Here is a 23,994-nt window from a genome sequence, read left to right as displayed (position 1 = left end):
ATTTGTCATGGACACCGAACTGGCCAGGACATTCCTTGCTGTTGTGAGCGCCGGGAATTTCGTAACTGCGGCGGACAAACTCCATGTCACGCAGTCCACGGTCAGCGCGCGGATCCAGACGCTGGAGCAGTTGCTGCGCGTGACGCTGTTCGTCCGCAACAAGGCCGGTGCGACGCTGACGCCCGCCGGCCGCCAGTTTCAGAAGCATGCTTCCACGCTGGTGCGAACGGTGGAACATGCGCGGCAGGATGTCGGCATTGCGAAAGGCTTCAGTGGTACGCTGACCGTCGGCGGTCGCATTGGGCTGTGGGAGGAGCATCTGCTGCACTGGCTGCCGCTGATGCGCGCGAAACATCCGGATATCGCGATCCGCGCCGAGAGCGCTCTCGAAGCCGAATTGATGCAGGGCCTCGTCGAAGGCAGGATCGATATCGGCGTGATGTATACGCCGCAGAGCCGGCCTGGCCTCAAGGTCGAGCAGTTGTTCGATGAGCAGCTCATTCTGGTCTCGACGAGCACGCACAGCGCGCCGGAGCCGCAGTCGGGTTACGTCTATATCGACTGGGGCCCGGAATTCTATGCGCGGCACATGGCCCTGTTTCCGGATTTCGCCGGGCCATCGCTTACGGCCAATATCGGCTGGCTCGGGCTGCAGCATGTGCTGGAGAATGGCGGCTCCGGATATTTCCCGCGCCGCATCGTTGCACCCCAGCTGAAGGCCGGGCGGCTGCATGCCGTCGCCGATGCGCCGGAATTTTCGATGCCAGCCTATGTCGTCTATCCCGGCGATCGCGACGATGCGATCATCGCCGAAGCAGTCGCACTCATGCATCGCCTCGCGCGTGACGCGGCCAACAAAAAGCCCGCGCCTGCAGGGCAGGCGAGGGCGCCGAAACGTCCGGCAAGGCGGACGTGATACGAGGCTCAGGCGCGGCTAGGTGCCGGACGGATATCCCGATGTCGCCACGATGGCCGCGATCTGATCGGCGCTGTGCCGGGAACGCTTGCTGACTGTCAGGCGTGCGATGATCGCCGCAGCAAAGGCGAACAGCGCGAGAGCGACCGATACGTCGGGGTGGATGATCGTTTTCATGGTCGGCTCCTGCATCATCGAGGGGCGGCATCGCTCCTCGGTTCCTTCGAGCCTAGGACTGCCATGAATTTTGACAAACGAATATTATTGACGCTTGCAATCGGATTTATCGATTTTAAATCGACCCGAGCCGAATGACACCCGATCGTCTTGCACGACGTCGCGCTGCTGCGCCTTCGGCACGCCGTTCAGGTCGCAGCAGATAGTTGGCAGGGCTCCGGGCATCGCCGTCAGTCCATCGATTGAAGGAGATCGCTGCAAGAAGGATGTGGCCATGTGCGCGCACAGCCATCAGCGCTGCGCGCGATTCAAACCGCGTGTGGAAAACAGGATATCGCGATGTGCGATGAGACAGAGCGGGCGATCGATGTGATCGCAAGCGTCCGCGTTGCATTCGGACAAGGCCGCCGCGCCTAACGCATGCGATGGGATGCAATTGATTCAATGCGAGGACGAACAACGCGCGCTCGACAAATATCAGCCGCAGATTCGTCCGATTAAAGATTCACGCTCCGGCGAAATGAGTGGGGGCTGCATCATGGCGTTTGTCGGACCTGAATTTCCCATCAATTCCACCACCGCCAATGACCAGGCGGGCGCAACCCAAACGCTGTTGTCCGACGGACGTATTCTTGTCACATGGACGGCGACGGACGCCAGCGGTCATCAGCCGCATACAATTCAGGGCCACTATTTGTCGGCGGACGGTACGCCTCAAGGACCTGATTTTCAGATTACGATCGATCGTAGCGGGGATCCGGGAGCGCCTTCGGTCACCGCGCTTTCCGACGGCCGCGCCTTTGTCGCGTGGCAATCCTATATCGCCGCCGACAATGCCACCGAAGTTCGCGGCACCCTCATCGATGCGGAGGGGCATTCCGTTGCGGATATGGTGGTCAATTCATCAACTGCGATTTCGCCGCAGATGCCTTCTGTCACGACGCTTGCCGATGGCCAGATCTTGCTGACCTACGTGTCCGCGGATGGCGGGGATCCGAAATATCTTGGCGATATCCGCGGGAGGATCCTCCACGACGACGGGACCGTTGCTGTCGACGATTTCACCGTGAATACGACCACCTGGGGGACGCAATATGATCCGAAGGTGACGGCGCTGTCCGACGGGCGGGCGTTCGTCACATGGAGGTCGTACGATCCCGACGAGGGGCGCTACAACGTCTCCGCCCAGTTCGTGAACCCCGATGGCAGCGCGAGCGGGCCGGATTTTCGCATCCTGGCGGGGGCCCAGTTCAATCAGAGCGACGCGTCTGCCGCGGTTCTCGCGGATGGACGCATTCTCGTGGCCTGGACCGCGCAGGAACCGGATGGTGACAGCAACATTCATGCGCGCCTGCTGAACCCGGACGGATCCGTGGTTGTGTCCGATAATATCGTCAATGCGAATTTTGACGGCGGTCAGGATTCCCCGTCGATCGCCGCGCTACCGGATGGTCGCGCCGTCATCATCTGGCACGCCACCGATCCCGTCACAGGAGCCAGTGATCTCTATGGTCGCCTGCTGATTCCGGGCGCTTTCCCGATCGGCAACGATTTCCTCGTTAATTCGGCAGGTGGCCTGGCGGAAACCGGACCGCATCTCCTGACATTGTCAGATGGACGTATTCTCGCGACCTGGACCTCGTTTGAGCAGGGACCGGCTGCAGACGACATCCACGGCCGCATCATGTCGTTCAACACGATCACGAATGGTACGCCGGGCGATGACGTGCTCCCCGGCACCGCGGATAACGATATCATTCACGGCGGCGATGGTCGCGATACAATTCATGGCGCGGCGGGAAATGACGTCCTGCATGGCGACGGCGGCAACGACTTTCTCTACGGCGATGCGGGCAATGATTTTCTGTTCGGCGGCGATGGCGACGACCGCATGTGGGGCGGTGACGGCAATGACATTTTCGTCGGCGGCAAGGGCGCCGATGCTTTCGCCGGCGCGTCCGGCATCGATACGGTGCGCTACGAGACATCGTCTGCCGGTATTCATGTCGATCTGACACTCGGTACGGGCAGCGGTGGCGATGCGGCCGGTGATAGTTTCAGTTCGATCGAGATCGTCATTGGTAGTCGCTTCGACGACACGTTGATCGGCGACGGTGCCGCCAACACGTTGTCAGGCGGCAGCGGCAAGGATGTGCTGGACGGTCGCGACGGCAATGACGTGCTGGATGGCGGCGAAGGCAACGATGCGCTGACCGGCGGTGCGGGCAATGACATTCTGCACGGCAGTGCCGGTAATGATCAGCTTTGGGGCAATGCGGGTGACGATATCCTCGCCGGCGGCGCAGGTGCCGATGTGCTTGCCGGTGGCGCAGGCAACGATACGGCGGACTACAGCACGTCGATCGCCCAGGTGAATATCAATCTGGCGACAGGTGTCATTCAATGGGGAGATGCAGAGGGCGACAAACTCAGTTCGATCGAAAACCTGATCGGGAGCGGGACCATGGACCTGCTGACGGGTGACGCAGGAGACAATCGCATTTCCGGTGGCGGCGGGAACGATCTGATCGATGGCGGCGGCGGAAACGATAGTCTTGATGGCGGCAGCGGCAACGATACGCTCACAGGCGGGGCCGGCGCCGACATCCTGACCGGCGGAGCCGGCGCGGACAGTTTTGTATTCAAAGCTGTGCAGGACAGTCTGCCCGGAGCTGCCGATCAGATCACCGACTTTTCGTCGATCGTCGCAGACACGGCCGACTGGATCGATCTGTCGGCAATCGATGCCAACAGCAAGGCGGCCGGCGATCAAGCGTTCGCCTTCGTCGGAAGCGCCGCTTTCACACATATTGCCGGCGAATTGCGCTTCGCCGATCATCTTCTTCAAGGCGATGTCGATGGCGATGGTGCGGTCGACTTCGCGGTTCAGGTGAACAGCGCTGTCTTGAAGGCAGGTGACTTCGTCTTGTGATGTCCGCGATGTGAGTGTTGTCGCGCCACCGGCGTCGCGGGCCGCCTTCGCGCTAAGCGGCTGTGGAGGTCCGCGTCGTCGCGCCAGGCATCAGTTGGAACGGCTGCTCGATCACGATGCTCGGGCAGCCCAATGATGTCGCGACCTGGCTGGTCGAGGCGACCACGGCATGGTCGATCTGCGAGCCGGGAATCTGGGCCACGATCAGCTGCGCGATACAGAGTTGTTTGGTGCCGCGCAGGTCGAGGTCGACCCGGTAGGCAAACAGCGCATGGACGATATCGCGCCGGTCGCGGATCACGATCAGCCCGTTGTCGCTGCCATCGGCATCGGTTCGCCGGCGCACGAAATCCAGCCATGTGTCCAGCGTAACGCTGGCATCGTGCAGATAGACGAGCGGATAGGCCGCGCGAGCGTCCGCCCAAGTCATTGGTTGCGCCTGATATTCCTCATTCATCGCCGGATTCCCGCATGGCCTGCGAAATTGGCGGGGATGGGCTGTTCCGGCATTGATATGGGTCAAAGCGTCCACGATTGATCCATGTCAAATGGTGTAGAGTGATTTTCAAGACCTGCCACATATGACCAAACCGAAGATGGACAGTGCCATGACCTTCGCGGAACCAGCGGCCGAGACCTGTGCCGGAGAGCGCGACTGCAAGCACGGCCGCAGCACCAACGGCTGCGACGATTGCAAGGTGCGCCTGTTCAGCGTCTGCGGCGCATTGGAACCGGCGGAACTCGACGAACTCGATCGCCTCAGCCAGGTCAAGAATTTCCCGGCCAAGACCATGCTGTTCGATCAGGGCGCGCTCGCCGGTAGCGTGTTCAACGTCACCGAAGGTATCGTCCGGCTCTACAAGTCGCTGCCCGATGGCCGCCGTCAGATCGTCGGTTTCGCGCTGCCCGGCGACTTTCTCGGCCTTGCGCTGATGGACCGCTATGGCGTCGCCGCCGAGGCCGTGACGTCGGTGCGAGTCTGCCGTTTCTCCCGCGCCCAGTTTCTCAGCTATGTCGATGGCAAGCCGCATCTGCTGCGCCGCCTGCATGAATTTGCCGGCCATGAACTCAGCCTTGCGCAGGACCAGATGTTGCTGCTCGGTCGCCGCACGGCTGACGAGAAGGTCGCCGCCTTCCTGCTGAACCTGCAGGCGCGCTATGGCCGCATCGGCGCGATGTCGGTCAACGTGCCGCTGCCCATGAGCCGGCAGGACATTGCTGACTATCTTGGCCTGACCATCGAAACCGTCAGCCGCACTTTGACCAAGCTCGCCAAGGAAAAGACCGTGCTGGTGGTGCCCGATGGCGTGCGCCTGCTGTCCACCGACCGGCTGGATCAGCTCGCCGCGGCGTAATGCGGCGCTGCATTTTGATGCAGCTCAAGGAGAGCGTGTCCTGCCGCGCTCACACTCTTCTCCGTCACTCAAGGAGAAGAGATATGCCTTTCGACAGTATGCTGGTCGCCGCCACCGTGGTCACGATGTTCGTCTGCTTCGCCCTGCCGCTGGCCTGGGTCTCGCGCCGGACCTTCGGGCAGTCCTGAGCCATCCATACGGCGCCTCGCAAACAGCTGATTTGTCTTTCAAAACATGCCATGAGTCCTGACCCCGGCGACGGTTGCGCCGCGTCTGGGCTCTTGGTGTGCGAAGGAGAACAAATGGCTGCTCATGTGAGTCCGCTGGCCGGCAAAACCATCGATCCGTCCCTGCTGGTCAACGTGCCTCGGCTGGTGACGGCCTATTTCGTCGGCAAGCCGGATCCCTCCATCCCCGCCCAGCGCGTCGCTTTCGGCACCTCCGGCCATCGCGGCTCCGCGCTCCACAATTCCTTCAACGAGAACCACATCCTCGCGGTCAGCCAGGCGATCTGCGATTACCGCAAGGGTGCCGGCATCGACGGCCCGCTCTTCATCGGCATCGACACCCATGCGCTGGCTGAACCGGCGCTGGTCAGCGCGCTGGAAGTCTTCGCCGCCAATGGCGTGCATGTGCGGATCGACCAGGACGACGGTTATACGCCGACGCCAGTGATCTCCCACGCCATCCTCACCTACAACAAGGGCCGCTCGTCTGGTCTGGCCGATGGCGTCGTGGTCACGCCGTCGCACAACCCGCCGGAAGACGGCGGCTTCAAATATAATCCGCCGAACGGTGGCCCGGCCGATACCGACATCACCGGCATCATGGAGAAAGCTGCCAACGGCTTCCTCGAGAACGACATGGGCGGCGTCAAGCGCATCCCGATCGCGCGTGCGCGCAAATCCGAATGCGTGAAACGCTACGATTTCATCACGCCCTATGTGACCGACCTCGCTGATGTCGTCGACATGGAGGCGATCCGCGCATCAGGCGTCAAGATCGGCATCGATCCGCTCGGCGGCGCCGGCGTGCATTACTGGCAGCCGATCATCGAGCGCTACAAGCTCGATGCGACCATCGTGAATACCGCGATCGATCCGACCTTTCGCTTCATGACGCTGGACTGGGACGGCAAGATCCGCATGGACTGCTCGTCGCCCTATGCGATGGCCAAGCTGATCGGCATGCGCGACAGATTCGACGTCGCTTTCGCCAACGACACCGATGCCGACCGCCACGGCATCGTCACCCGCACCGGCGGCTTGATGAATCCGAACCATTATCTGGCGGCGTCCATCGACTATCTGTTCGCGCATCGCCCGAACTGGCGCAAAGATGCGGCGGTCGGCAAGACCATCGTCTCCAGCGCCATCATCGACCGCGTGGTGAACAAGCTCGGCCGCAAACTGGTCGAGACGCCAGTCGGGTTTAAATGGTTCGTGAATGGCCTCGTCGATGGCTCGTTCGGCTTCGGCGGCGAGGAGAGCGCCGGCGCGTCGTTCCTGCGCAAGGACGGCACGGTGTGGACCACCGACAAGGACGGACTTATTCTGGGCCTGCTCGCTGCGGAGATCACCGCGGTGACGAAGGAGAATCCGAGTCAGCGTTTCGAGAAGCTCACGCAAGAATTCGGCGTGCCCTATTACGAGCGCATCGACGCCGCGGCCACGCCCCAGCAGAAGAATGTGCTGAAGAAGGTCACGCCGGAGCAGATCGGCATGACCGAGCTCGCCGGCGATGCGGTGACCAAGACCGAGAGCAAGGCGGCCGGCAACGACCAGTCCTTCGGTGGCATCAAGGTCTCGACCGCCAATGGCTGGTTCGCCGCGCGTCCGTCGGGCACGGAGGACGTTTACAAGATCTACGCCGAGAGCTTCCGCAGCGCGGATCACCTCAAGCAGATTCAAAGCGACGCGCAGGCGGCGATCTCGAAGGTGTTTGCGAAATAGCCTCACGCGCAACCTCACACTCGTCGTTCCGGGGCGCGCGGCACGCGCGAACCCGGAACCTCATGGTGCTTGGCACGATCAGAGAGCCACAGGATGAGGTTCCGGGTTCGCTCGCAAGAGCGAGCGCCCCGGAACGACGAGTATGTTTCTCAATGCCCGCTCGTCCGCCACCGCAGCAGGCGCTGCTCGACCAGCGACATCGCCAGCGCGGTGACATAGCCGATCACGCCGAGGAGGATCACGCCGGCGAACAGATCCGCCGAACGAAACGCGCGCGCCGAGAGCAGCACCCAGTGGCCGAGGCCGTCGAGCCCCGCGAGGATTTCGCAGACCACCGCCAGGATCAGCGACACGGTCAGGCTGAGTCGCATGCCGGAGATGATGTCGGGGCTCGCAGATGGCAGAGCTATCTTGAAGATCACCGCGAGGCGCGACATGTGCAACGAGCGCGCGACCTCATAGAGACGCGGCTCTACTGCGCCGAAGCCGTGAACGGTCGCAAGCAGCATCGGCCAGATCGCGCCGAAAGCGATGACGAAGAGTGCCATGCCCTGGGTCAGCCCGAACAGGGCGATGGCGACGGGAATGATCGCCGATACTGGCAGTGGCCGCAGGAACTCCAGCGACGGGGCGACATAGCTGCGCATCGCCTTGGACGAGCCGATCATGGCGCCGAGTGCGATGCCGACGACCGATGCGACCAGCCAGCCATAGAACATGTGTTCGAGAGTGCCGATCGTCTTGTCCAGCAACGTGCCATTGCTGAAGCCGCGCATCAGCGCGGCCCAGGCGCGATCGGGGCCCGGCAGGAACACCGGCGAGACCAGTTTCAGATTGGCGATCAACTGCCACAGCGCGATCAGGCCTGCAGCCACGGCGAAGCTGGCAAGGCGCCAGAGGGTGAGTGCCCAGTTCATCGGACTTCTCCCGCCAGCGCTGCGGGGCCAAACAGATGCTGCTGCGCTGCCAGCAATCCGGCATTGAGCGCATAGCCGATCAGGCCGATCCACAGCAGATAAGCGAGCATCAGGTCCGGGCGCAACGCTTGCTGCGCAATCATGATTCCGGCGCCGAGCCCGATGGGATTGATCGCGATTTCCACGGTCACCGCGACGATCAGCGCGATGCCGGCCGCGAGGCGGAAGGCGAGAAAGATGCGCGGCAGTGCCGCAGGAATGATGATCTTGCGGACGCGGTCGCCTGGCGACAGCCGCAGCGCGCGGGAGACTTCGATCAGTCGTGGCTCGATGCTGCGCACCGCAGCGCGGCTGAGGATCAGGATCGGCCACACACAGGCAAAGGCGACGATCACAATTTCCATGCGATAGCCGAAGCCGAGCGCGATCAGGGCGATCGGTAGCAGCGCGATGGAGGGGATCGGCCGCAGGGATTCGATGGTGACTTCCATCAGCCGATCCAGCGGCTGGAAGATACCGAGTGCAATTCCGAGGAACAGGCCGATGGCGCCGCCGACCACGAGGCCGGCAAAGGCCGAAGCCAACGTGTCGCGCGTCGCCGCCAGGATCGAGCCGTCGCCGAACGCCTGAAACAGCGCCAGCACCACGGCGCTCGGCGGTGCCAATGCATCGCTGTGGATATCGACGGAACGCGCCCAGATTTCCAGCACGATGAGCAGGCTCATCGGAAGGATCGCCGCTTTCAGGCGCTCGGATCTCATGCTTCCGATGCCTTGATGAAGTCGAACAATTCGCGGCGCAGCCGCAGGAATTCCGGGTTCTCGCGCGTGGTCAACTGATCGCGCGGGCGCGGCAGGTTGATCTTGAGATCGATGCCGATGCGGCCGGGATGCGGCAGCAGGCCCACCACGCGGTCGCCGAGATAAATGGCCTCTTCGAGATCGTGGGTGACGAAGATCACCGTGGCCTTGCTGGCATCGAGCAGCGACAGGACCTCGTCCTGCAGGCCCTGCCGCGTCATGGCATCAAGCGCGCCGAACGGCTCGTCCATCAGCAGCGCTTTCGGTTCCTGCGCCAGACATCGTGCGATCTGCAGCCGCTGCTGCATGCCGCCGGACATCTCGGCAGGATATTTCGCGGCGTGATGGGGCAGCCCGACTTTCCTCAGCAACTCGTCGATGCGGGCCGGGCGCTGGGCCTTGGGCATGCCGATGGTTTCCAGCGCCAGCGCGACATTGCCGGCGGCGGTGCGCCATGGCAGCAGTGCCTTGCCGTAATCCTGAAACACGATGGCGACGTCGCGCCGCGGCGCGCGCATGGGTTCGCCGTCGAAGCTGACCTGTCCGGATGTCGGTTGGTACAGGCCGGCGGCGAGGCGAAGCGCCGTGGTCTTGCCGCAGCCGGAAGCACCGATGATGCAGAGGAACTCGCCGGGCTTCACGTCGAGGCTGACGTTTTCGATGATCGTCTTGCCGCCGAGATCCAGCGTGACATGGGAAAACGCGATCTGCGACTTTTCGAGTTGGGCCGGTGGGGTGTCCTTGCGGAGGGCAATGGATGTCATCGCGCTCAATCTCCCTGTCCGGGCGGATAGACGAAAGCGAGCGTCGAGTGCAGATGCGACGTCAGCATAGCCTGCGCAGGACCGGTTTCGCGCGCAAGCACGCGATCGGCCAGAAGCTGATGGGCTGCGACAAAGCGGCTGCCGCTGTCGAAGCCGCGCATCATCACCCTGCGGTAGCGATAGGCCTGATCGTAAAGTTCCGAATGCGCCGAGAGCAGGCGCTTCGAATTGCAGGCTGCCAGCAATGCGGTGTGAAATCCCTTATGGAGCTTGTCGAAATCCGGCGCGCCTTCGCGGAATTCATCGCCGGTACGGTCGATATGCCTGCGCATCTGGTGAAGCGCGCCGAGGATGCCAGCCTCCCAGGCATCGTCGCCATGCTCGATGGCCAGCCGCAGCGCCTCCATCTCCACCACGCTACGCATTCGTGTGATGTCGGCCAGATCCTCCCGGCTGATGTCGGCGACGCGGAAACCGCGCTGGCCGATACCGATAATCAGGCCGCGTGAGATCAGGCGCGACAGTCCTTCGCGCATCGGCGTGGCGCCGATCTCGTAACGCTGCACGAGATCGACGATGCCAAGCCGCGTGCCTGGCGCGAGATTGCCGGCAATGATGTCATGCTGGAGCAATGTCGCTGCACGCTCGCTCAGCGTATCCGAGCCGGATACATCGATTGTACTGCTAAGGGGCTGGCCCGCCATTCAGTTTGACCTATTTCAGAATCAGTTTGTTGAGATCGAGTTTGGTCTCCAGCATTTTCTGCGAGGACATGACGTCGATCCACCATGCCAGTTGCTCGGGCTTCAGCACCGGCTCTGACTTGTTCGGCGGCGATGCCTTCACCAGTTCGATGGTCTGTTTGGTGAATTTGGCAATTGCGGCCGAGGTCTTGTCCTTGTCGCTGTTCACGATCGCCGCACCTTCGGCGATGGCAGCGCGAAATTTCCTGACGGCGTCGGGATTCTTCTCGGCCCATTCGCGCGAGGCCGCATAGAAGATGATCGGCTCTGTGCGCTCGAGCTCCGACGCGTAACGGGCGCCGATGCTGCCGCTCCCGGCCGCCAGCATGCGCGATACCGTCGGCTCGGCGGTCAGCACGGCATCGACACCGCCGGACTTGATGATGTCCGGCATGGTCGGGAAGGTTACTTCGACGAAATTGACCTTCTTGGGATCGACACCCTTGTCGACCAGCCATTTGACGAACAGCACGTGAAGAAACGCACCGAGGCCCGGCGCGCCGACCTTCTTGCCGATGAAATCCTTCGGCTCCTTGATCGTGATGCCGTTACGCACGAAGGCGGTGATATTGGCGTTCGATGTCGGGCTCATCACCGTTGCGCCGGCGACCGCGACGAGATCGAGGCCGCCGTCGGCAGCCTGCAGGAAGACGGTGGAGGTCGGGCCGCCGATCTGGATCGAGCCGGACAGAATGGCCGCCGGGATATTGGAGTTGATGCCGATGGGGATCATTTCGGCATCGAGCCCGTGCTTCTTGAAGATGCCTTCATCGACCGCGACCATCGCCGAGGCGCAGTCCGTTGTTGCAGTGCAACCAATCTGGAGCTTGGTCTGGGCATGCGCGGTGCCCGTCACAGCGAGTGTGGCCAATAGGGCTGCCACCGTCCACTTGGTCATGGTCGTCTCCCTCACCCGAGCATTTTTCGATCGTGAAGCAATCTTTGCGATCGCCTCTTGTTTATCGATATTTTTTTTGATCATATATTTTATCGAAGAACAAGCAAGTGGGAGACGCCAGTGAAGCTCGCGACATTTCGTGCCGGCGGCCAGCAGGATGGCCAAGCCAGGGTCGGTATCGCTCACGCCAACGATACCAAGCTGTTCGATCTCGCCGGCGCCGCGGCCCGCGATGGCGGCAATCCCGCCTTCACATCGATGCTGGCGTTGATCGATGCAGGTGAAGGCGCGCTCGATGTGGCGCGAGCCTTGTTTGAGAAGCACGGCAGCGACGCGTCGCTCTCGGTCGCCGTCGCCGGCACAGACATTCTCGCGCCATTGCCCGAGCCACGGCAGATGCGCGATGGCATGTCGTTTCCGCTGCATATCCGGCAGTCGCCGCGCGGCCAGTTGAAGCTGGCTGCCCGTGCGAAGGGTGACATGGAAGAACTGGCACGGCTCGAAGCCGAGCCGCTCGGCGAATTGCCCGAAGTCTATCGTCGTCAGCCGATCTACTACATCACCAACCGCTTCAGCGTGCGCGGTACGAATACGACGGTGAAGTGGCCGCGCTACAGCAAGGTCATGGACTACGAACTCGAATTCGGCATCGTCACCAAGAACAAGGGCGCGAATATTTCTGCGGCCAGGGCGAAGGATCACATCTTCGGCTACACCATCTTCAACGATTTCTCGGCGCGCGACGCGCAGCGGCTCGAGATGGAAGGTCGCCTCGGCCCCGCCAAGGGCAAGAGTTTCGATGGCGGCAATGTGCTGGGGCCGTGGATCGTCACGCCGGACGAGATCGGCGATCCCTACAAGCTCAAGATGGAATGCCGCGTCAACGGCAAGGTGCGCTCGTCCTCGACCAGCGAGGGCATGTTGTTCTCCTTCGAGGAGATCATCGCCCATGTGACGCAGGACGAGACGCTGATGCCTGGCGAATTCATCGGCTCCGGCACCGTCGGCAACGGCTGCGGCCTCGAACTCGGCTGGTATCTCGAACATAATGACGAGATCGAACTCGAGGTCGAGAAGATTGGGATATTGAAGAACAAGGTGGTGCGGCAGGATATGTAACGCACCTGCCTCTCCACGTCATTGCGAGGAGCGAAGCGACGCGGCAATCCAGAAGCAACAAGCGCAGACTGGATTGCTTCGTCGCAAGGGCTCCTCGCAATGACGACCGATAGGATCAAACAAAAAACGAAAATCGAGGAAATCCCATGTCCCGTCGCCTCATCGACATCTCCGTTCCCCTGCAGAATGACGTCCCCGCCGATCCGCCGGGCAATCATCCCACCATCAATTATGTCGATCACCAGCAGGGCCTGCCGCGGATGCTGCAGTTTTTCGACGGGCTGAAGGCCGAGGACCTGCCGGACGGGCAGGGCTGGGCAGTGGAGCTGGTGCAGCTCTCGACCCATAACGGCACGCATCTCGATGCGCCCTATCATTTCCATCCCACCATGAATCGTGGCGAGCGTTCATGGACCATTGACGAAGTGCCGCTGGACTGGTGTTTGCAGCCTGGCGTGAAGCTCGACTTCCGGCATTTTCCAGATGGCTATGTCGCGACGGCCAAGGACGTCGAGGACGAGCTCAAGCGCATCGGCCATACGTTGAGCCCGCTGGAGATCGTCGTCGTCAACACCTCTGCCGGCGTCAAATACGGCCAGCAGGACTACGTCATCTCCGGCTGCGGCATGGGCTATGAGGCCACCATGTATCTGCTGGAGAGGGGCGTGCGCCTGACCGGCATCGACGGCTGGAGCTGGGACGCGCCGTTCGTCTACACCGCAAAGAAATATGCCGAGACGAAAGATGCCAGCCTGATCTGGGAAGGCCACAAGGCCGGCCGTCATATCGGCTATTGCCATCTCGAGAAGCTGCACAATCTTGAGCAGCTGCCGTCCACCGGCTTCATGGTGTCGTGCTTCCCGGTGAAGATCGAGAAAGCATCGGCGGGGTGGACGCGTGCGGTGGCGATTATCGACGGGTGAACCACACACTGTCATTCCGGGGCGCTCGCTCTTCGCGAGCGAGCCCGGAATTCCGACGTGTTCATCACCCGACTACTTCGAGATTCCGGGTTCGCGTGCGCGAAGATGCGCTCGCGCCCCGGAATGACGAGTGTGCGGAGCAGCGCTGTCCTACACCGCCGCCGCATCCTCATGCCCGAAATAGGCCCGCTCCAGCCGCTGAGGCAGGTTCGCTTCCGTTGTCGCAGCTTCGAGCACGATCCGTCCCTGCGACAGCGCATAGACGCGGTTGGCCGCAGCGAGCGCTTTCTCCACCAACTGCTCCACCAGCAGCACCGCAGTGCCCTGTTTCTGCAATTGCGCGATCACCGTCAGCACGCGGTCGACCAGTACCGGCGAGAGGCCTGCAGAGGGCTCGTCGAGCATCAGCAGCCGCGGGCGCCGCACGAGGCCCTGTGCCACCACCAGCATCTGCTGTTGTCCGCCCGAGAGTGATGCCCCGCGCTCATGGCGCTTCTCGGCAATCTCCGGAAAGAACGACAGCGCCTCATCGACACGCGCGTTGCGTTCGCCGCGCGGCAGGTCGTAGGCCGCGAGCAGCAGGTTTTCGGTCACGGTCTGCTGCGTGAACACGCGGTGGCCCTCGATCACATGCACGAGGCCGGCACGCGCCGCCTCGCGCGGCGTGCCGTTGCTGATATCGCGGCCATCGAAGCGAACGCTCGCCCCATTGACCGGCAACAGGCCAGAGATGGCGCGCAGCAGCGTCGACTTGCCGGCGCCGTTGGGGCCGAGCAATGTGACCACTTCGCCGGCGGAGATATGCAGGTCGATGCCATGGAGCACGCGGATCTTGCCGTAGCCGGATTCCAGCGCGGTAACTCTGAGCAGCGGTTCAGCCTCCGAGGTAAGCACTGACGACCTCCTTGTGAACGCGGATTTCGGCGGGGGTGCCGGCGGCGAGGATCTTGCCGAGGTTCAACACCGTGACCTGATCGCAGATGTCGAAGATCAGGTCGGCGTGATGTTCCACCAAGAGTACGCCGGTGCCGCGGCGGCTGATCGCCTTGATCAGCGTGCCGAGTCGCGTGATTTCGTCGCTGGAGAGGCCTGCGGCGGGTTCGTCCAGCAGCAGGAAGTCCGGCTGCAGCATCAAGGCCCTCGCGATCTCGATGAAGCGCAACTCGCTGTGCTGCAGGCGATCGGCGCGGACATCGGCCAGCGCCTCCAGCCCGACGACGCCGAGCATCGCACGCGCCTGTGCGGTCAGCTTGCGTTCGTCGCGATGATGCCGTGGCAGCGACAGCAGCGCCTCGGCGAATGTCGCTTCGCCCTCGATGGTGCCGCCGACCATCACATTCTCAAGCACCGAGGCTTCGCCGATCACGCGCGGCGTCTGGAAGGTGCGGGCGATGCCTTTGCCGGCGCGCAGTTCCGGCATGCCCGGTGGTAGCGCGTCATCGCCGAGCGTGATGGTGCCGCCCTTGGCGGCGTAGTAGCCGGAGATCACATTCAGCGTGGTGGTCTTGCCGGAGCCGTTGGGCCCGATCAGGCCGTGGATCTGGCCGGGTTTCACATCGAGATCGAGGCCGTCGATGGCCCGCACATTGCCGAAGGTCAGGACGACATCACGCAACGTAAGAGTCTTGGTAGTTGCCGTCTTGCGCAGGACCTCCGACAGCCCGGCGATGCGCGGCACGATGGCGCGGTTGCTGGCAAGCGGCCGGCGGCTCTTGAAATCCAGCAGCGCCGCGATGCCGCCGGGCATCACCAGCACGATCAAGAGCAGCAGCACCGCATAGAGAAAGGTCGACCACGCTGCGAGCGGTGCTGCGATCTCCGGCAGGATAGTGAGGATGATGGTGCCGAGCATCGGGCCCAAGATCGAGCCGCGGCCGCCGATCAGGATGGCGATGAAAAACAGCACCGAGAGATCGAAGGTGAAGGCGTCCGGCGTGATGTAAGTCTGCAGGCTGGCGAACAATCCGCCGGCAAAGGCCGCCATGGCGCCGGCGAGCAGGAAGATCGACACCAGCAGCTTCGGCTTGGAGATGCCGGTGGCTTCCGCCGCCACATCCGCATCGCGGATCGCAATCAGCGCGCGGCCGAACCGGCTATAGGCGATATTGGCGCTGAGCCAGGTCGCCACGGCTGCGAAGCCGATGCACAGATAATAGAAACCCCAGGGCGTGTTGAACGGCGCGGAGAATTCCGGGCCGACAATGCCGATGCCGCCGCCGGTCACGCTCTGCCAGGCCAGCGCGATCTGAGTGACGATGGTGGCGAAGCCGAGCGTGGTCATGGCGAAATAGAATGTGCGCAGCCGCATCGCCGGCAGGCCGACGATGACGCCGAACACCGCGCCAACGCAGCTTGCAATGATCAGCGCGCCATAGATCGGGACGGGCGGCAACACGTTGCCGGCAGCGAGCACGCTGGTTGTGTAGGCGCCGAGCGTCAGCAGCGCCACATAGCCGATGGCGAGATGGCCGGCGAAACCGACCACGAGATTGAGCCCGGCCACCAGCACCCAGTAGATCGCGGCGCGGGTGCCGATCAGCGCCCAGTAGTCGTTGCTGACAAAGGGCAGGATCATCGCCAGCGCGAACACGCCGAGAAACGGCAGCAGTGCCGGCAATACGGAGTGTCTGGTCGTGGTCTCGCGCGATGTCGGGATATCGGTGATTGCCGTCATCACACCCTCCGCGCCGTTGCGGAGCCGAACAGGCCCGAGGGCGCTGCCAGCAACACGATGATGAAGATCGCGAACACCGCGACCGACGAGAAGATGCCGCCGACCAGGAAATTCGCCGCCTGCTGGAACAGGCCGAGCGCGAGGCCGCCGATCAGCGCGCCGCGATTATTGCCGAGGCCGCCGAGCGCCACTGGCACGAAGCCGTAGAAATTCAGCAGCGCGCCATTGGCGAAGAAGGCCAGCATCAGTTCGCCGCCGGCGAAACCCGCCACGCCGCCAATCACGCCGGCGAGGGCATAGCTCGCTACGCGCAGGTTACGCTCGGGCAGGCCGAGCGCGCGGGCCGCAAAATTATCCTCCGCGATCGCCATGAAGGCATGGCCGACCAGCGTGCGGCGATAGAGATATTCGAGGCCCAAGATGGTGAGGCCGCAGGCCACCACCGGCAGCCAGAATTTTTCGTCCCACACGCCGGTGCCGAGACCGACGATGCGCGGGAAGGGCTGCGGCTCGGTGCCCCATTTGATCGCGGTGACCTGCTGGATCATCAGTGCCAGCGCCAGCGTCGACAGCACGTAGAGATGCTGCTCCAGGCTTTTGAGCACCGGCCGCACCGCGACGAATTCGGTGATAACGCCGATGATCGCACAGGCGACCAGCGTCAGGGCGAAGCCGATCAGGGTAGGCATCCCCATTTTCAGCATGAACAGCGAACCGAACACCCCGCCAAGCATGGCGAGCTGTCCGGCGGTGAAGCTCATCACCCGCGAGGTCGAGAACATCGTGTTGTAGGTGATGCCGACGAGCGCATAGATTGCGCCCGCCGCGAGGCCTGAAGCTATGATCGAGCCGAGCATGTGTGTCGTCCTCGCGCCGGCTTACGAGTAGCCGGGGGCGAGGGCGAAGGTGCCGTTCTTGGCCGAACGCGCTTCCGACATGACGATCTCGTCGGTCGGATAGCCGTTATGCTGGGTGGGAGAGAACGAGTAGTTGCCGAAATAGCCGGGATATTTGGTCAGCGAGTTCCAGTATTTGACGATGCCCTCGCTGTCGGTCGATCCGCTGGCTTCGACAGCCCTAGCGATCAGCTCGACCGCGTCGATCCCGCCGGCGATCCACCACAGCAGCGTGTCGTTCAGCGGCACCTTGGCCTTGTTCAGGCGATCGACGAGATCCTGGCTCTTCGCAGGCAGTTTGCCGGCTGAATCATAGCTGCAGCTCTTGTAGCCGATGGCGTAGACCTTCTCCCAGTTGGCAGGCTTCTCGATCAGGCTGGCGAGTTCGCCGGATGCCAGCGACGGATGGCCGACAAAGGCAACGTCCCAGTTCATCGATGCGCGGGTGTTGAACATGCGCGCTTCCATGCCGGTGGACACACTCCATACCACGATGACCTGCGCAGCGGCATTCTTGGCGCGCAGCATGTCCGGCGTCATGTCGGGCTGTGTCGCGTCGATATTGGCGCTGTAGACGACATCCGCGCCGTCTTTCTTGAAGGCTTCGACCGAGGCTTTTACCGCGGTGACGCCGTAGCCGGTGGTGTCGCCGATCACGGCGATCTTGCTGACTTTCAGCACCTTGAGACAGTAGTTCCTGACAGCGTCGTCCCACTGGCCGTTGGACGGCGCGATACGAAACGCAGCGGGGAATTTCGCGGGGTCGATCAGCGTATCGACGACGCAAGGATGCAGGTCGGGCATCCTGGCGCGCGCCATCAATGGCGTCGTGGCCAGCGCCTCGCCGGAATTCACCGGCCCCCAGATCGCATGGACCTTGGCCTGGCTGATCAGTTCCTGCGTCGCGTTGACGGCCTTGGTCGGATCGCCCTGGGTGTCGCGCGTGATGATCTCGATCTTGCGGCCCTTGACGCCGCCAGCGGCATTGATGGCTTCCGTGGCGAACGTGACGCCGCGGTTGAAGCCGACGGTCGGCGCCGAACTCGGTCCGGTCATGGCGGCGAGCCAGCCGATCTTGATCGGTTCGGACGATTGCGCAATGGCGGGACGTGCGAGTGGAAAGCTTGCTGCGCCGAGTGCGCCGGCGCCGCCCAACAGAATTCCACGACGAGAAATGCTCATCTTGACTTCCTCCCTGTGTTTTCCCTTTGCGGTGCCTGTCATTGATGCAGGCATCCGTTTCGTCCGCCCGGTCACTGCCGGATGATGTGTGTGGGTGATGTCGTTGGTCGGTCAGATACTCCGGATCGTCATGACTTATGCCGATGTTGCGCGGTGGCAGAGCGCGACGCGCAGATCCATCTCCATCGCCTCAGGCTGACCTGTCGCGGTGGCTTTGGCAATCGGCTTGTGATCTTTGACGATGGCAGGGACGTTGCCAAGGGCCTGGCCGTTGCAAGTCACACGGTGCTGCTCTGCAGTCTCGCTCGTCTGTTGCAACGCAATGATGCGTGACTGTCGTCAGGTCGCGCTGAAGCCGCCATCTGCTGATAGCACATGGCCGACGATGTAGCCGGCATCGTCGGAGGCGAGCCACACCACGGCTTCGGCCACTTCATGCGGCTGTCCCATACGCCGGATCGGAAGGCCGGCGGCCACAGCCGACATGTCGGCGATCCCCGAGGCCAGCATCATGTCGGTGACGACGCGGCCCGGTGCCACCGCATTGATGCGGATGCCGCGCGGCCCGCATTCCATCGCTGCCGAACGCATCAGCGAGATCACCGCCGCTTTCGATGCGGAATATAGCGCGAGGCCGGGATTGGGATTGCGGATGCCGCTCACCGAGGCATTGATGACGATGCGGCCGCCGCCATTCAGTTCCATGGCCTGGATCTGATGCTTCAGGCCAAGAAACACCGAGCGGACATTGGCATCGAACACGGTGTCATAGACCGCGCTGGTCTGCTGCTCGATCGGCGCGCGTCGTTCCTGATAGCCGGCATTGTTGAAGGCCACGTCGAGCCGCCCGAAACGGGACATCACAGCCTGCACCAGGCTGGCGACCTCGGCCTCCTCGGTCACATCGGTGCGCACGAACAGTGTCTTGGCGCCGAACCGGCTGCAGTCGTCGGCCGCGGCCTGTCCCTCGGCCTCGCGACGGCCTGCGATCACCACCGCAGCTGCGCCTTCCTGCGCCATCAGCAGCGCGGCCGCCCGGCCGATGCCGGTGCCGCCGCCGGTCACGAGGCAGATGCGTCCGGCCATGCGGTCGCGGGGGCGGAACTGGGCAGCGCGGGTTGTCATGGTCATTCCTTGCACGGATCGTGCTAACACGGTCGTCGTCGTCAGCAATATAGTTGTATCATGCAACTATCGTCAAGGAGCCTGCGATTGTCCGATATTGACGCCGATTTGATTGATCACATCCGCGCCGCGTCGCGTCTGATGGTGCGCGAACTCGGTTTCATGCAGGCAACGGTTGCAGCGACCGACTATCCGCCATCGGCGGTGCATACGCTGCTCGAGATCGGCGCGCGCGAGGCGATGACCGCGGTCGAATTATCGGCGTTTCTCGGCCTGGAGAAATCCAGCGTCAGCCGGATGATCCGCAAGCTGATCGACGCGGGCGAATTGAAGGAAGCCGCCAGTGCCGGCGACGGCCGCGTCAAGCGGCTGTTGCTGACGGCCAAGGGGCGGCGGACCCGCGAGGCGATCGAGGCCTATGGGCAGCGGCAGGTCACCAATGCCTTGCAGCAACTGGCCCCGGCCCAGCGTCAGAAGGTGGCCGAAGGTCTCGCGCTCTATGCCGAGGCGCTGGAAGCGCATCGGCTGGCAGACGCACAGACGCCGGACCGGACATTGGCCAGGCGGTCTTGAACCGCTACAGTCGAATCCGGCACACTCGACCGGCTTGACTGGTTCGCATCGTGCAAAAGTAAGTCGTGCCAAAGCAAAAAGAAACAGGGATGGAATTATGCCGGGCCACAAGAAGACCCCCGATCAACTCCGCAGCGCGCGCTGGTTTGCGCCGGACGACCTGCGTGCCTTCGGCCATCGCTCGCGCGCCATGCAGCAAGGCTATGCGCCGGTGGAGTGGGCCGGGCGTCCCGTCATCGCCATTCTCAATACCTGGTCGGAAGCGCAGCCGTGCCACATGCATTTCAAGACCCGCGTCGATGACGTCAAACGCGGCATCCTGATGGCCGGTGGCTTCCCGATGGAGTTGCCCGCTCTGTCGCTGTCGGAGAGCTTCCTGAAGCCGACCACCATGCTCTATCGCAACATGCTGGCGATGGATGCCGAGGAATTGCTGCGCGGCCATCCCGTCGATGGCGTGGTGCTGATGGGCGGCTGCGACAAGACCACGCCGGGGCTTCTGCTTGGCGCCACCAGCGCCGGCTATCCCGCGATCTATCTGCCGGCCGGCCCGATGCTGCGCGGCAACTGGAAGGGCAAGACGCTCGGCTCCGGCTCCGATGCCTGGAAATACTGGGATGAGCGCCGTGCGGGGAAAATCTCCGACAAGGAATGGGTCGAGGTCGAGGGCGGCATCGCCCGCAGCTACGGCACCTGCATGACCATGGGCACGGCCTCGACCATGACGGCGATCGCGGAGTCCATCGGCATGACGCTGCCGGGCGCATCGTCGATCCCTGCTGCAGACGCCGGTCACATCCGCATGGCCAGCGAATGCGGCCGCCGCATCGTCGAAATGGTGTGGGAAGATCTGACACCGCAGAAGATCCAGACGCGCAAGGCCTTCGAGAACGCCATCACCGTGGCGATGGCGATGGGCTGCTCGACCAATGCGATCATCCATCTGATCGCGCAGGCGCGCCGCGCCGGCCAGGACATCGGCCTCGACGATTTCGAGATCGCCAGCCGCAAGGTGCCCGTGATCGCCAATGTGCGCCCGTCCGGCGACAAATATCTGATGGAGGACTTCTTCTATGCGGGCGGTCTGCCGGGACTGATGAGCCGCATCAAGGAGCATCTGCATCTCGACGTGATGACCGTCACCGGCAAGACGCTGGGTGAGAACATCGCCGGCGCTGAAGTCTATAACGACGACGTCATCCGCACCGTCAAGGATCCGATCTATGCGGAGGGTGCGTTGGCGGTACTGAAGGGCAACCTCGCGCCGGATGGCTGTGTCATCAAACCGTCCGCCTGCGAGCCGCGCTTCCTCAAGCATACCGGTCCGGCACTGGTGTTCGACGACTATCCCAGCATGAAGAAGGCGATCGACGACGAGAGCCTCGATGTCACGGCCGATCACGTTCTGATCCTGCGCAATGCGGGTCCGCAGGGCGGGCCGGGCATGCCGGAATGGGGCATGCTGCCGATCCCGAAGAAGCTGGTGAAGCAGGGCGTGCGCGACATGGTGCGGCTGTCCGATGCGCGGATGAGCGGCACCAGCTACGGCGCATGCATTCTGCATGTTGCGCCGGAATCCTTTATCGGCGGTCCGCTGGCGCTGGTCGAGAATGGCGACATGATCACCCTCGACGTCGATGCCCGGACGATCAATCTCGACATCTCCGATGCCGAAATGGAAAAGCGCCGCGCGGCGTGGAAAGCCCCGGAGCGCAATTACGAACGCGGCTATGGCTGGATGTTCACCAAACATATCCAGCAGGCCAATGAAGGCTGCGACTTCGACTTCCTGCGTACCGACTTCGGCGCGCCGGTCAAAGAACCCGTGATTTATTGAGTGAGTGATCCCATGACCAAGCTCAGCGACGCGACCCGCGCCAAACTCAAGACCATCTCCACCGCCACCGTGGCCACCGCGCTCTACAAGCGTGGCTTCCGCAATCAGTGCATCCAGGATGTTCATCCGCTCGGACCGAACCAGCCGACACTGGTGGGCGAGGCCTTCACGCTGCGCTACATGCCGGCGCGCGAGGATCTCAACAAGCTCGACGTGTTCCGGGATCGATCGCATCCGCAGCGCAAGGCGGTGGAAGACTGCCCGCCCGGCGCGGTGCTCGTGATGGACAGCCGCAAGGATGCGCGTGCGGCCTCCGCTGGAGCGATCCTGATCAATCGGCTGGCGCAGCGCGGCGTTGCCGGTGTCATCACCGATGGCGGCTTCCGCGACTCCGCCGAGATCGCCAAACTCGGCTTCCCCGCCTATCACCATCGTCCGAGCGCACCGACCAATCTGACGCTGCATCAGGCCATCGAGATCAACGGCCCGATCGGCTGCGGCGATGCGCCGGTGTTTCCCGGCGACGTGATCCTCGGCGACAGCGATGGCGTCATCGTCATCCCCGCGCATCTTGCCGACGAGATCGCCAACGAGGCCTTCGAGATGACCGCCTTCGAGGATTTCGTCACCGAACAGGTGCAAAAGGGCAAGGGCATCTTCGGGCTCTATCCGGCGACCGATGAGCAAACGCTGGTGGATTTCGCAGCGTGGCGGAAAGAGAAGGGGCGGTAGAGCGCGATCACGGCGTGCATCGCGTCAGGATGGAACCAGAGGCGGTTCTTGGCTTTGTCTTGGAGAGATGCGCCGGTGCGCATCATCCATCACTCAGCCGGAAAGAGACGCTATGCGCAGCCTCATCGTCGCGGTCGGACTATCGCTGCTGGCGCAGGGCGCAGTCCTCGCCAGGGATTCCGACAAGCCGTCCAGGGCTTTCAATGCCGAGACGATCAACGCCGCCAATTTCACCGGCAAGCTGCCGCCCGACGAGAAGCTCAGCCCGCTGGCGGTGAAGCTCCAGGTGCTGCTCGACCGCGCGCATTTCTCGCCGGGCGAGATCGACGGGATGTTCGGCGACAATGTGGAGAAGGCGCTGCTGGCTTTCGCCGAGGCTAACAACCTGCCGCCCGGCAAGGTGCTGACACCGGAGATCTGGACCAAGTTACAGGCCGCGTCCTCCGAACCGGTCATGACCGATTACGTGCTGACCGAGAAAGACGTGAAGGGTCCATATCTCGACAAGCTTCCGGTCAAGATGGAAGAGATGAAATCGCTGAAGAAACTGGACTACACCAGCGCCCGCGAAGCCCTCGGCGAACGCTTCCATATGAGCCAGGATCTGCTCGAGACGCTCAATCCCAAAGCAAAGTTCGACAAGGCCGGTGAGACCATCACCATCGTCAAGCTCTCGGATCGCAAGCCCGACAAGGTCAGCCGCCTCGAGGTCGACAAGGTCCGCCAGACCGTGAAGGCCTTCGCCAAGGACGGCGCGTTGCTCGCCTTCTATGCCGCCAGTGTCGGCAGCGATGAGAAGCCGACGCCATCGGGTGCACTGAAAGTGACCTCGGTTCACGCCAACCCGGTCTATCGTTACGATCCGAAATACAAGTTCAAGGGCGTGGAATCGTCGAAGCCCTTCACCATCAATGGCGGCCCCAACAATCCCGTCGGTGCCATGTGGATCGGCCTGTCGGAGAAGAGTTATGGCATCCACGGCACGTCGGATCCGTCCCGCGTCAGCAAGAGCGATTCCCACGGCTGCGTGCGTCTGACCAACTGGGACGTGGAGCGCCTCGGTGCATCCGTGAAGAAGGGTGTGGAAGTCAGCTTCGTCGACGGCAAGCAGGCGGCGAAGTAGTGCGCGCGGTATTGCGCGTCCTCCTCGTCATTCCGGGGCGTGGGCGGCGCCAGCCGCACGCGAACCCGGAATCCCGGAGTGTTTTGCGCTGAACATGCTGGGATTCACCGCCACTCCAATTGGAGTGGCGGTGAATGACGGTGTGGGGCGGCAAGCCTGCACCAAACATTTTTTCCTATTCTCCGTTGACAACATCCCCATCGGGTTTATATTCCCCTTCGTCCTGCCCCACCGAGAGGGGCGATCGCGATCGTCACGTTCGCGGGGCAGGATGCGGTGGACGCCGGAGATGCGGCGTTACGCGGTTTGGGGGTGACGTCTGTCTTCGGGCAGGACGGATCTGCGCCAGCACTGCC

The 23,994-nt window shown here is 62.8% G+C and carries 22 protein-coding genes; 10 read left to right on the top strand and 12 right to left on the bottom strand.

The window, feature by feature from the left end; translation table 11 throughout:
* The first annotated feature begins 7 nt into the window (after positions 1-7).
* A complete protein-coding gene (locus tag AB7813_RS15560; RefSeq protein ID WP_439084044.1) occupies positions 8-916 on the top strand; it encodes a LysR family transcriptional regulator in 909 nt (302 codons plus the stop codon).
* Positions 917-934: 18 nt separating this feature from the next.
* Here the strand turns inward: AB7813_RS15560 and AB7813_RS15555 are convergent, their stop codons facing one another.
* Positions 935-1,093 carry a hypothetical protein gene (locus AB7813_RS15555; RefSeq protein ID WP_439084046.1) on the bottom strand — a complete coding sequence of 53 codons (159 nt, stop codon included), beginning with the start codon at positions 1,091-1,093 and terminating at the stop codon, positions 935-937.
* Between the two features lie 538 nt (positions 1,094-1,631).
* Between AB7813_RS15555 and AB7813_RS15550 the strand changes: the two genes are divergently transcribed.
* A complete protein-coding gene (locus AB7813_RS15550) occupies positions 1,632-4,025 on the top strand; it encodes a calcium-binding protein (RefSeq protein WP_439084048.1) in 2,394 nt (797 codons plus the stop codon).
* 52 nt (positions 4,026-4,077) lie between these two features.
* Here AB7813_RS15550 and AB7813_RS15545 read toward each other — a convergent pair whose 3' ends face one another.
* Positions 4,078-4,455 (bottom strand): hypothetical protein, encoded by a 378-nt coding sequence (locus AB7813_RS15545; RefSeq protein ID WP_439084050.1) that lies wholly within the window; start codon positions 4,453-4,455, stop codon positions 4,078-4,080.
* Between the two features lie 151 nt (positions 4,456-4,606).
* Here AB7813_RS15545 and AB7813_RS15540 point away from each other — a divergent pair, with 151 nt between their 5' ends.
* Both AB7813_RS15540 and pgm read left to right on the top strand, forming a co-directional pair.
* Positions 4,607-5,380: a Crp/Fnr family transcriptional regulator gene (locus AB7813_RS15540; RefSeq protein WP_441228239.1), complete on the top strand. Its 774-nt coding sequence runs from the start codon at positions 4,607-4,609 to the stop codon at positions 5,378-5,380.
* A gap of 302 nt (positions 5,381-5,682) precedes the next feature.
* Complete coding sequence (gene pgm / locus AB7813_RS15535; protein WP_439084053.1) at positions 5,683-7,332, top strand: phosphoglucomutase (alpha-D-glucose-1,6-bisphosphate-dependent); 1,650 nt, start codon at positions 5,683-5,685, stop codon at positions 7,330-7,332.
* Positions 7,333-7,481: 149 nt separating this feature from the next.
* Here pgm and AB7813_RS15530 read toward each other — a convergent pair whose 3' ends face one another.
* From AB7813_RS15530 to AB7813_RS15510, 5 genes are read right to left on the bottom strand one after another with little or no spacing between them, the layout of a single operon-like run.
* On the bottom strand, positions 7,482-8,249 hold the full coding sequence (locus AB7813_RS15530) for an ABC transporter permease (protein WP_439084055.1): 768 nt from the start codon (positions 8,247-8,249) through the stop codon (positions 7,482-7,484).
* Positions 8,246-9,010 carry an ABC transporter permease gene (locus tag AB7813_RS15525; RefSeq protein ID WP_093757088.1) on the bottom strand — a complete coding sequence of 255 codons (765 nt, stop codon included), beginning with the start codon at positions 9,008-9,010 and terminating at the stop codon, positions 8,246-8,248. The genes AB7813_RS15530 and AB7813_RS15525 overlap by 4 nt, the downstream gene beginning before the upstream one ends.
* Entirely contained in the window at positions 9,007-9,813 is an 807-nt protein-coding gene (locus AB7813_RS15520; protein ID WP_439084057.1) for an ABC transporter ATP-binding protein, read from the bottom strand. The genes AB7813_RS15525 and AB7813_RS15520 overlap by 4 nt, the downstream gene beginning before the upstream one ends.
* 5 nt (positions 9,814-9,818) lie before the next feature.
* Positions 9,819-10,517, bottom strand: coding sequence for a GntR family transcriptional regulator (locus tag AB7813_RS15515; protein WP_093757086.1), 699 nt, complete (start codon positions 10,515-10,517; stop codon positions 9,819-9,821).
* 10 nt (positions 10,518-10,527) lie between these two features.
* Complete coding sequence (locus AB7813_RS15510; RefSeq protein ID WP_439084063.1) at positions 10,528-11,454, bottom strand: ABC transporter substrate-binding protein; 927 nt, start codon at positions 11,452-11,454, stop codon at positions 10,528-10,530.
* Positions 11,455-11,574: 120 nt separating this feature from the next.
* On the opposite strand from AB7813_RS15510, the gene AB7813_RS15505 reads away from it, so the two are divergent.
* Positions 11,575-12,573, top strand: coding sequence for a fumarylacetoacetate hydrolase family protein (locus AB7813_RS15505; RefSeq protein ID WP_439084071.1), 999 nt, complete (start codon positions 11,575-11,577; stop codon positions 12,571-12,573).
* Between the two features lie 146 nt (positions 12,574-12,719).
* Positions 12,720-13,496 (top strand): cyclase family protein, encoded by a 777-nt coding sequence (locus AB7813_RS15500; protein ID WP_439084073.1) that lies wholly within the window; start codon positions 12,720-12,722, stop codon positions 13,494-13,496.
* Between the two features lie 150 nt (positions 13,497-13,646).
* On the opposite strand, the gene AB7813_RS15495 is transcribed toward AB7813_RS15500, so the two are convergent.
* From AB7813_RS15495 to AB7813_RS15475, 5 genes are all read right to left on the bottom strand, one after another.
* Entirely contained in the window at positions 13,647-14,390 is a 744-nt protein-coding gene (locus AB7813_RS15495) for an ABC transporter ATP-binding protein (protein WP_439084075.1), read from the bottom strand.
* Positions 14,371-16,170 (bottom strand): branched-chain amino acid ABC transporter ATP-binding protein/permease, encoded by a 1,800-nt coding sequence (locus AB7813_RS15490; RefSeq protein WP_439084077.1) that lies wholly within the window; start codon positions 16,168-16,170, stop codon positions 14,371-14,373. Before AB7813_RS15490 ends, AB7813_RS15495 begins: the two co-directional genes overlap by 20 nt.
* On the bottom strand, positions 16,170-17,027 hold the full coding sequence (locus AB7813_RS15485; RefSeq protein WP_439084079.1) for a branched-chain amino acid ABC transporter permease: 858 nt from the start codon (positions 17,025-17,027) through the stop codon (positions 16,170-16,172). Before AB7813_RS15485 ends, AB7813_RS15490 begins: the two co-directional genes overlap by 1 nt.
* 21 nt (positions 17,028-17,048) lie before the next feature.
* The gene (locus AB7813_RS15480) at positions 17,049-18,248 is read right to left on the bottom strand and encodes an ABC transporter substrate-binding protein (protein ID WP_439084081.1); all 1,200 of its coding nucleotides are present in this window, start codon (positions 18,246-18,248) and stop codon (positions 17,049-17,051) included.
* A gap of 339 nt (positions 18,249-18,587) precedes the next feature.
* Entirely contained in the window at positions 18,588-19,373 is a 786-nt protein-coding gene (locus AB7813_RS15475; RefSeq protein ID WP_439084083.1) for an SDR family NAD(P)-dependent oxidoreductase, read from the bottom strand.
* A gap of 87 nt (positions 19,374-19,460) precedes the next feature.
* Here AB7813_RS15475 and AB7813_RS15470 point away from each other — a divergent pair, with 87 nt between their 5' ends.
* The 4 genes from AB7813_RS15470 (at position 19,461) to AB7813_RS15455 (ending at position 23,638) form a co-directional block, all read left to right on the top strand.
* Complete coding sequence (locus AB7813_RS15470) at positions 19,461-19,946, top strand: MarR family winged helix-turn-helix transcriptional regulator (RefSeq protein ID WP_374725612.1); 486 nt, start codon at positions 19,461-19,463, stop codon at positions 19,944-19,946.
* 97 nt (positions 19,947-20,043) lie between these two features.
* A complete protein-coding gene (gene araD / locus AB7813_RS15465; RefSeq protein ID WP_439074831.1) occupies positions 20,044-21,783 on the top strand; it encodes an L-arabinonate dehydratase in 1,740 nt (579 codons plus the stop codon).
* A 12-nt stretch (positions 21,784-21,795) separates the two neighbouring features.
* Entirely contained in the window at positions 21,796-22,515 is a 720-nt protein-coding gene (locus tag AB7813_RS15460; RefSeq protein ID WP_089265949.1) for a ribonuclease activity regulator RraA, read from the top strand.
* Between the two features lie 112 nt (positions 22,516-22,627).
* Entirely contained in the window at positions 22,628-23,638 is a 1,011-nt protein-coding gene (locus AB7813_RS15455; RefSeq protein ID WP_441228238.1) for a L,D-transpeptidase family protein, read from the top strand.
* Positions 23,639-23,994 lie beyond the last annotated feature (356 nt).

This window comes from Tardiphaga sp. 20_F10_N6_6, from assembly GCF_052076045.1.
Lineage (GTDB): Bacteria > Pseudomonadota > Alphaproteobacteria > Rhizobiales > Xanthobacteraceae > Tardiphaga > Tardiphaga robiniae.
The sequence above is the reverse complement of the archived record's forward strand: the minus strand, read 5'-3'. Positions and strand labels throughout refer to the sequence as shown.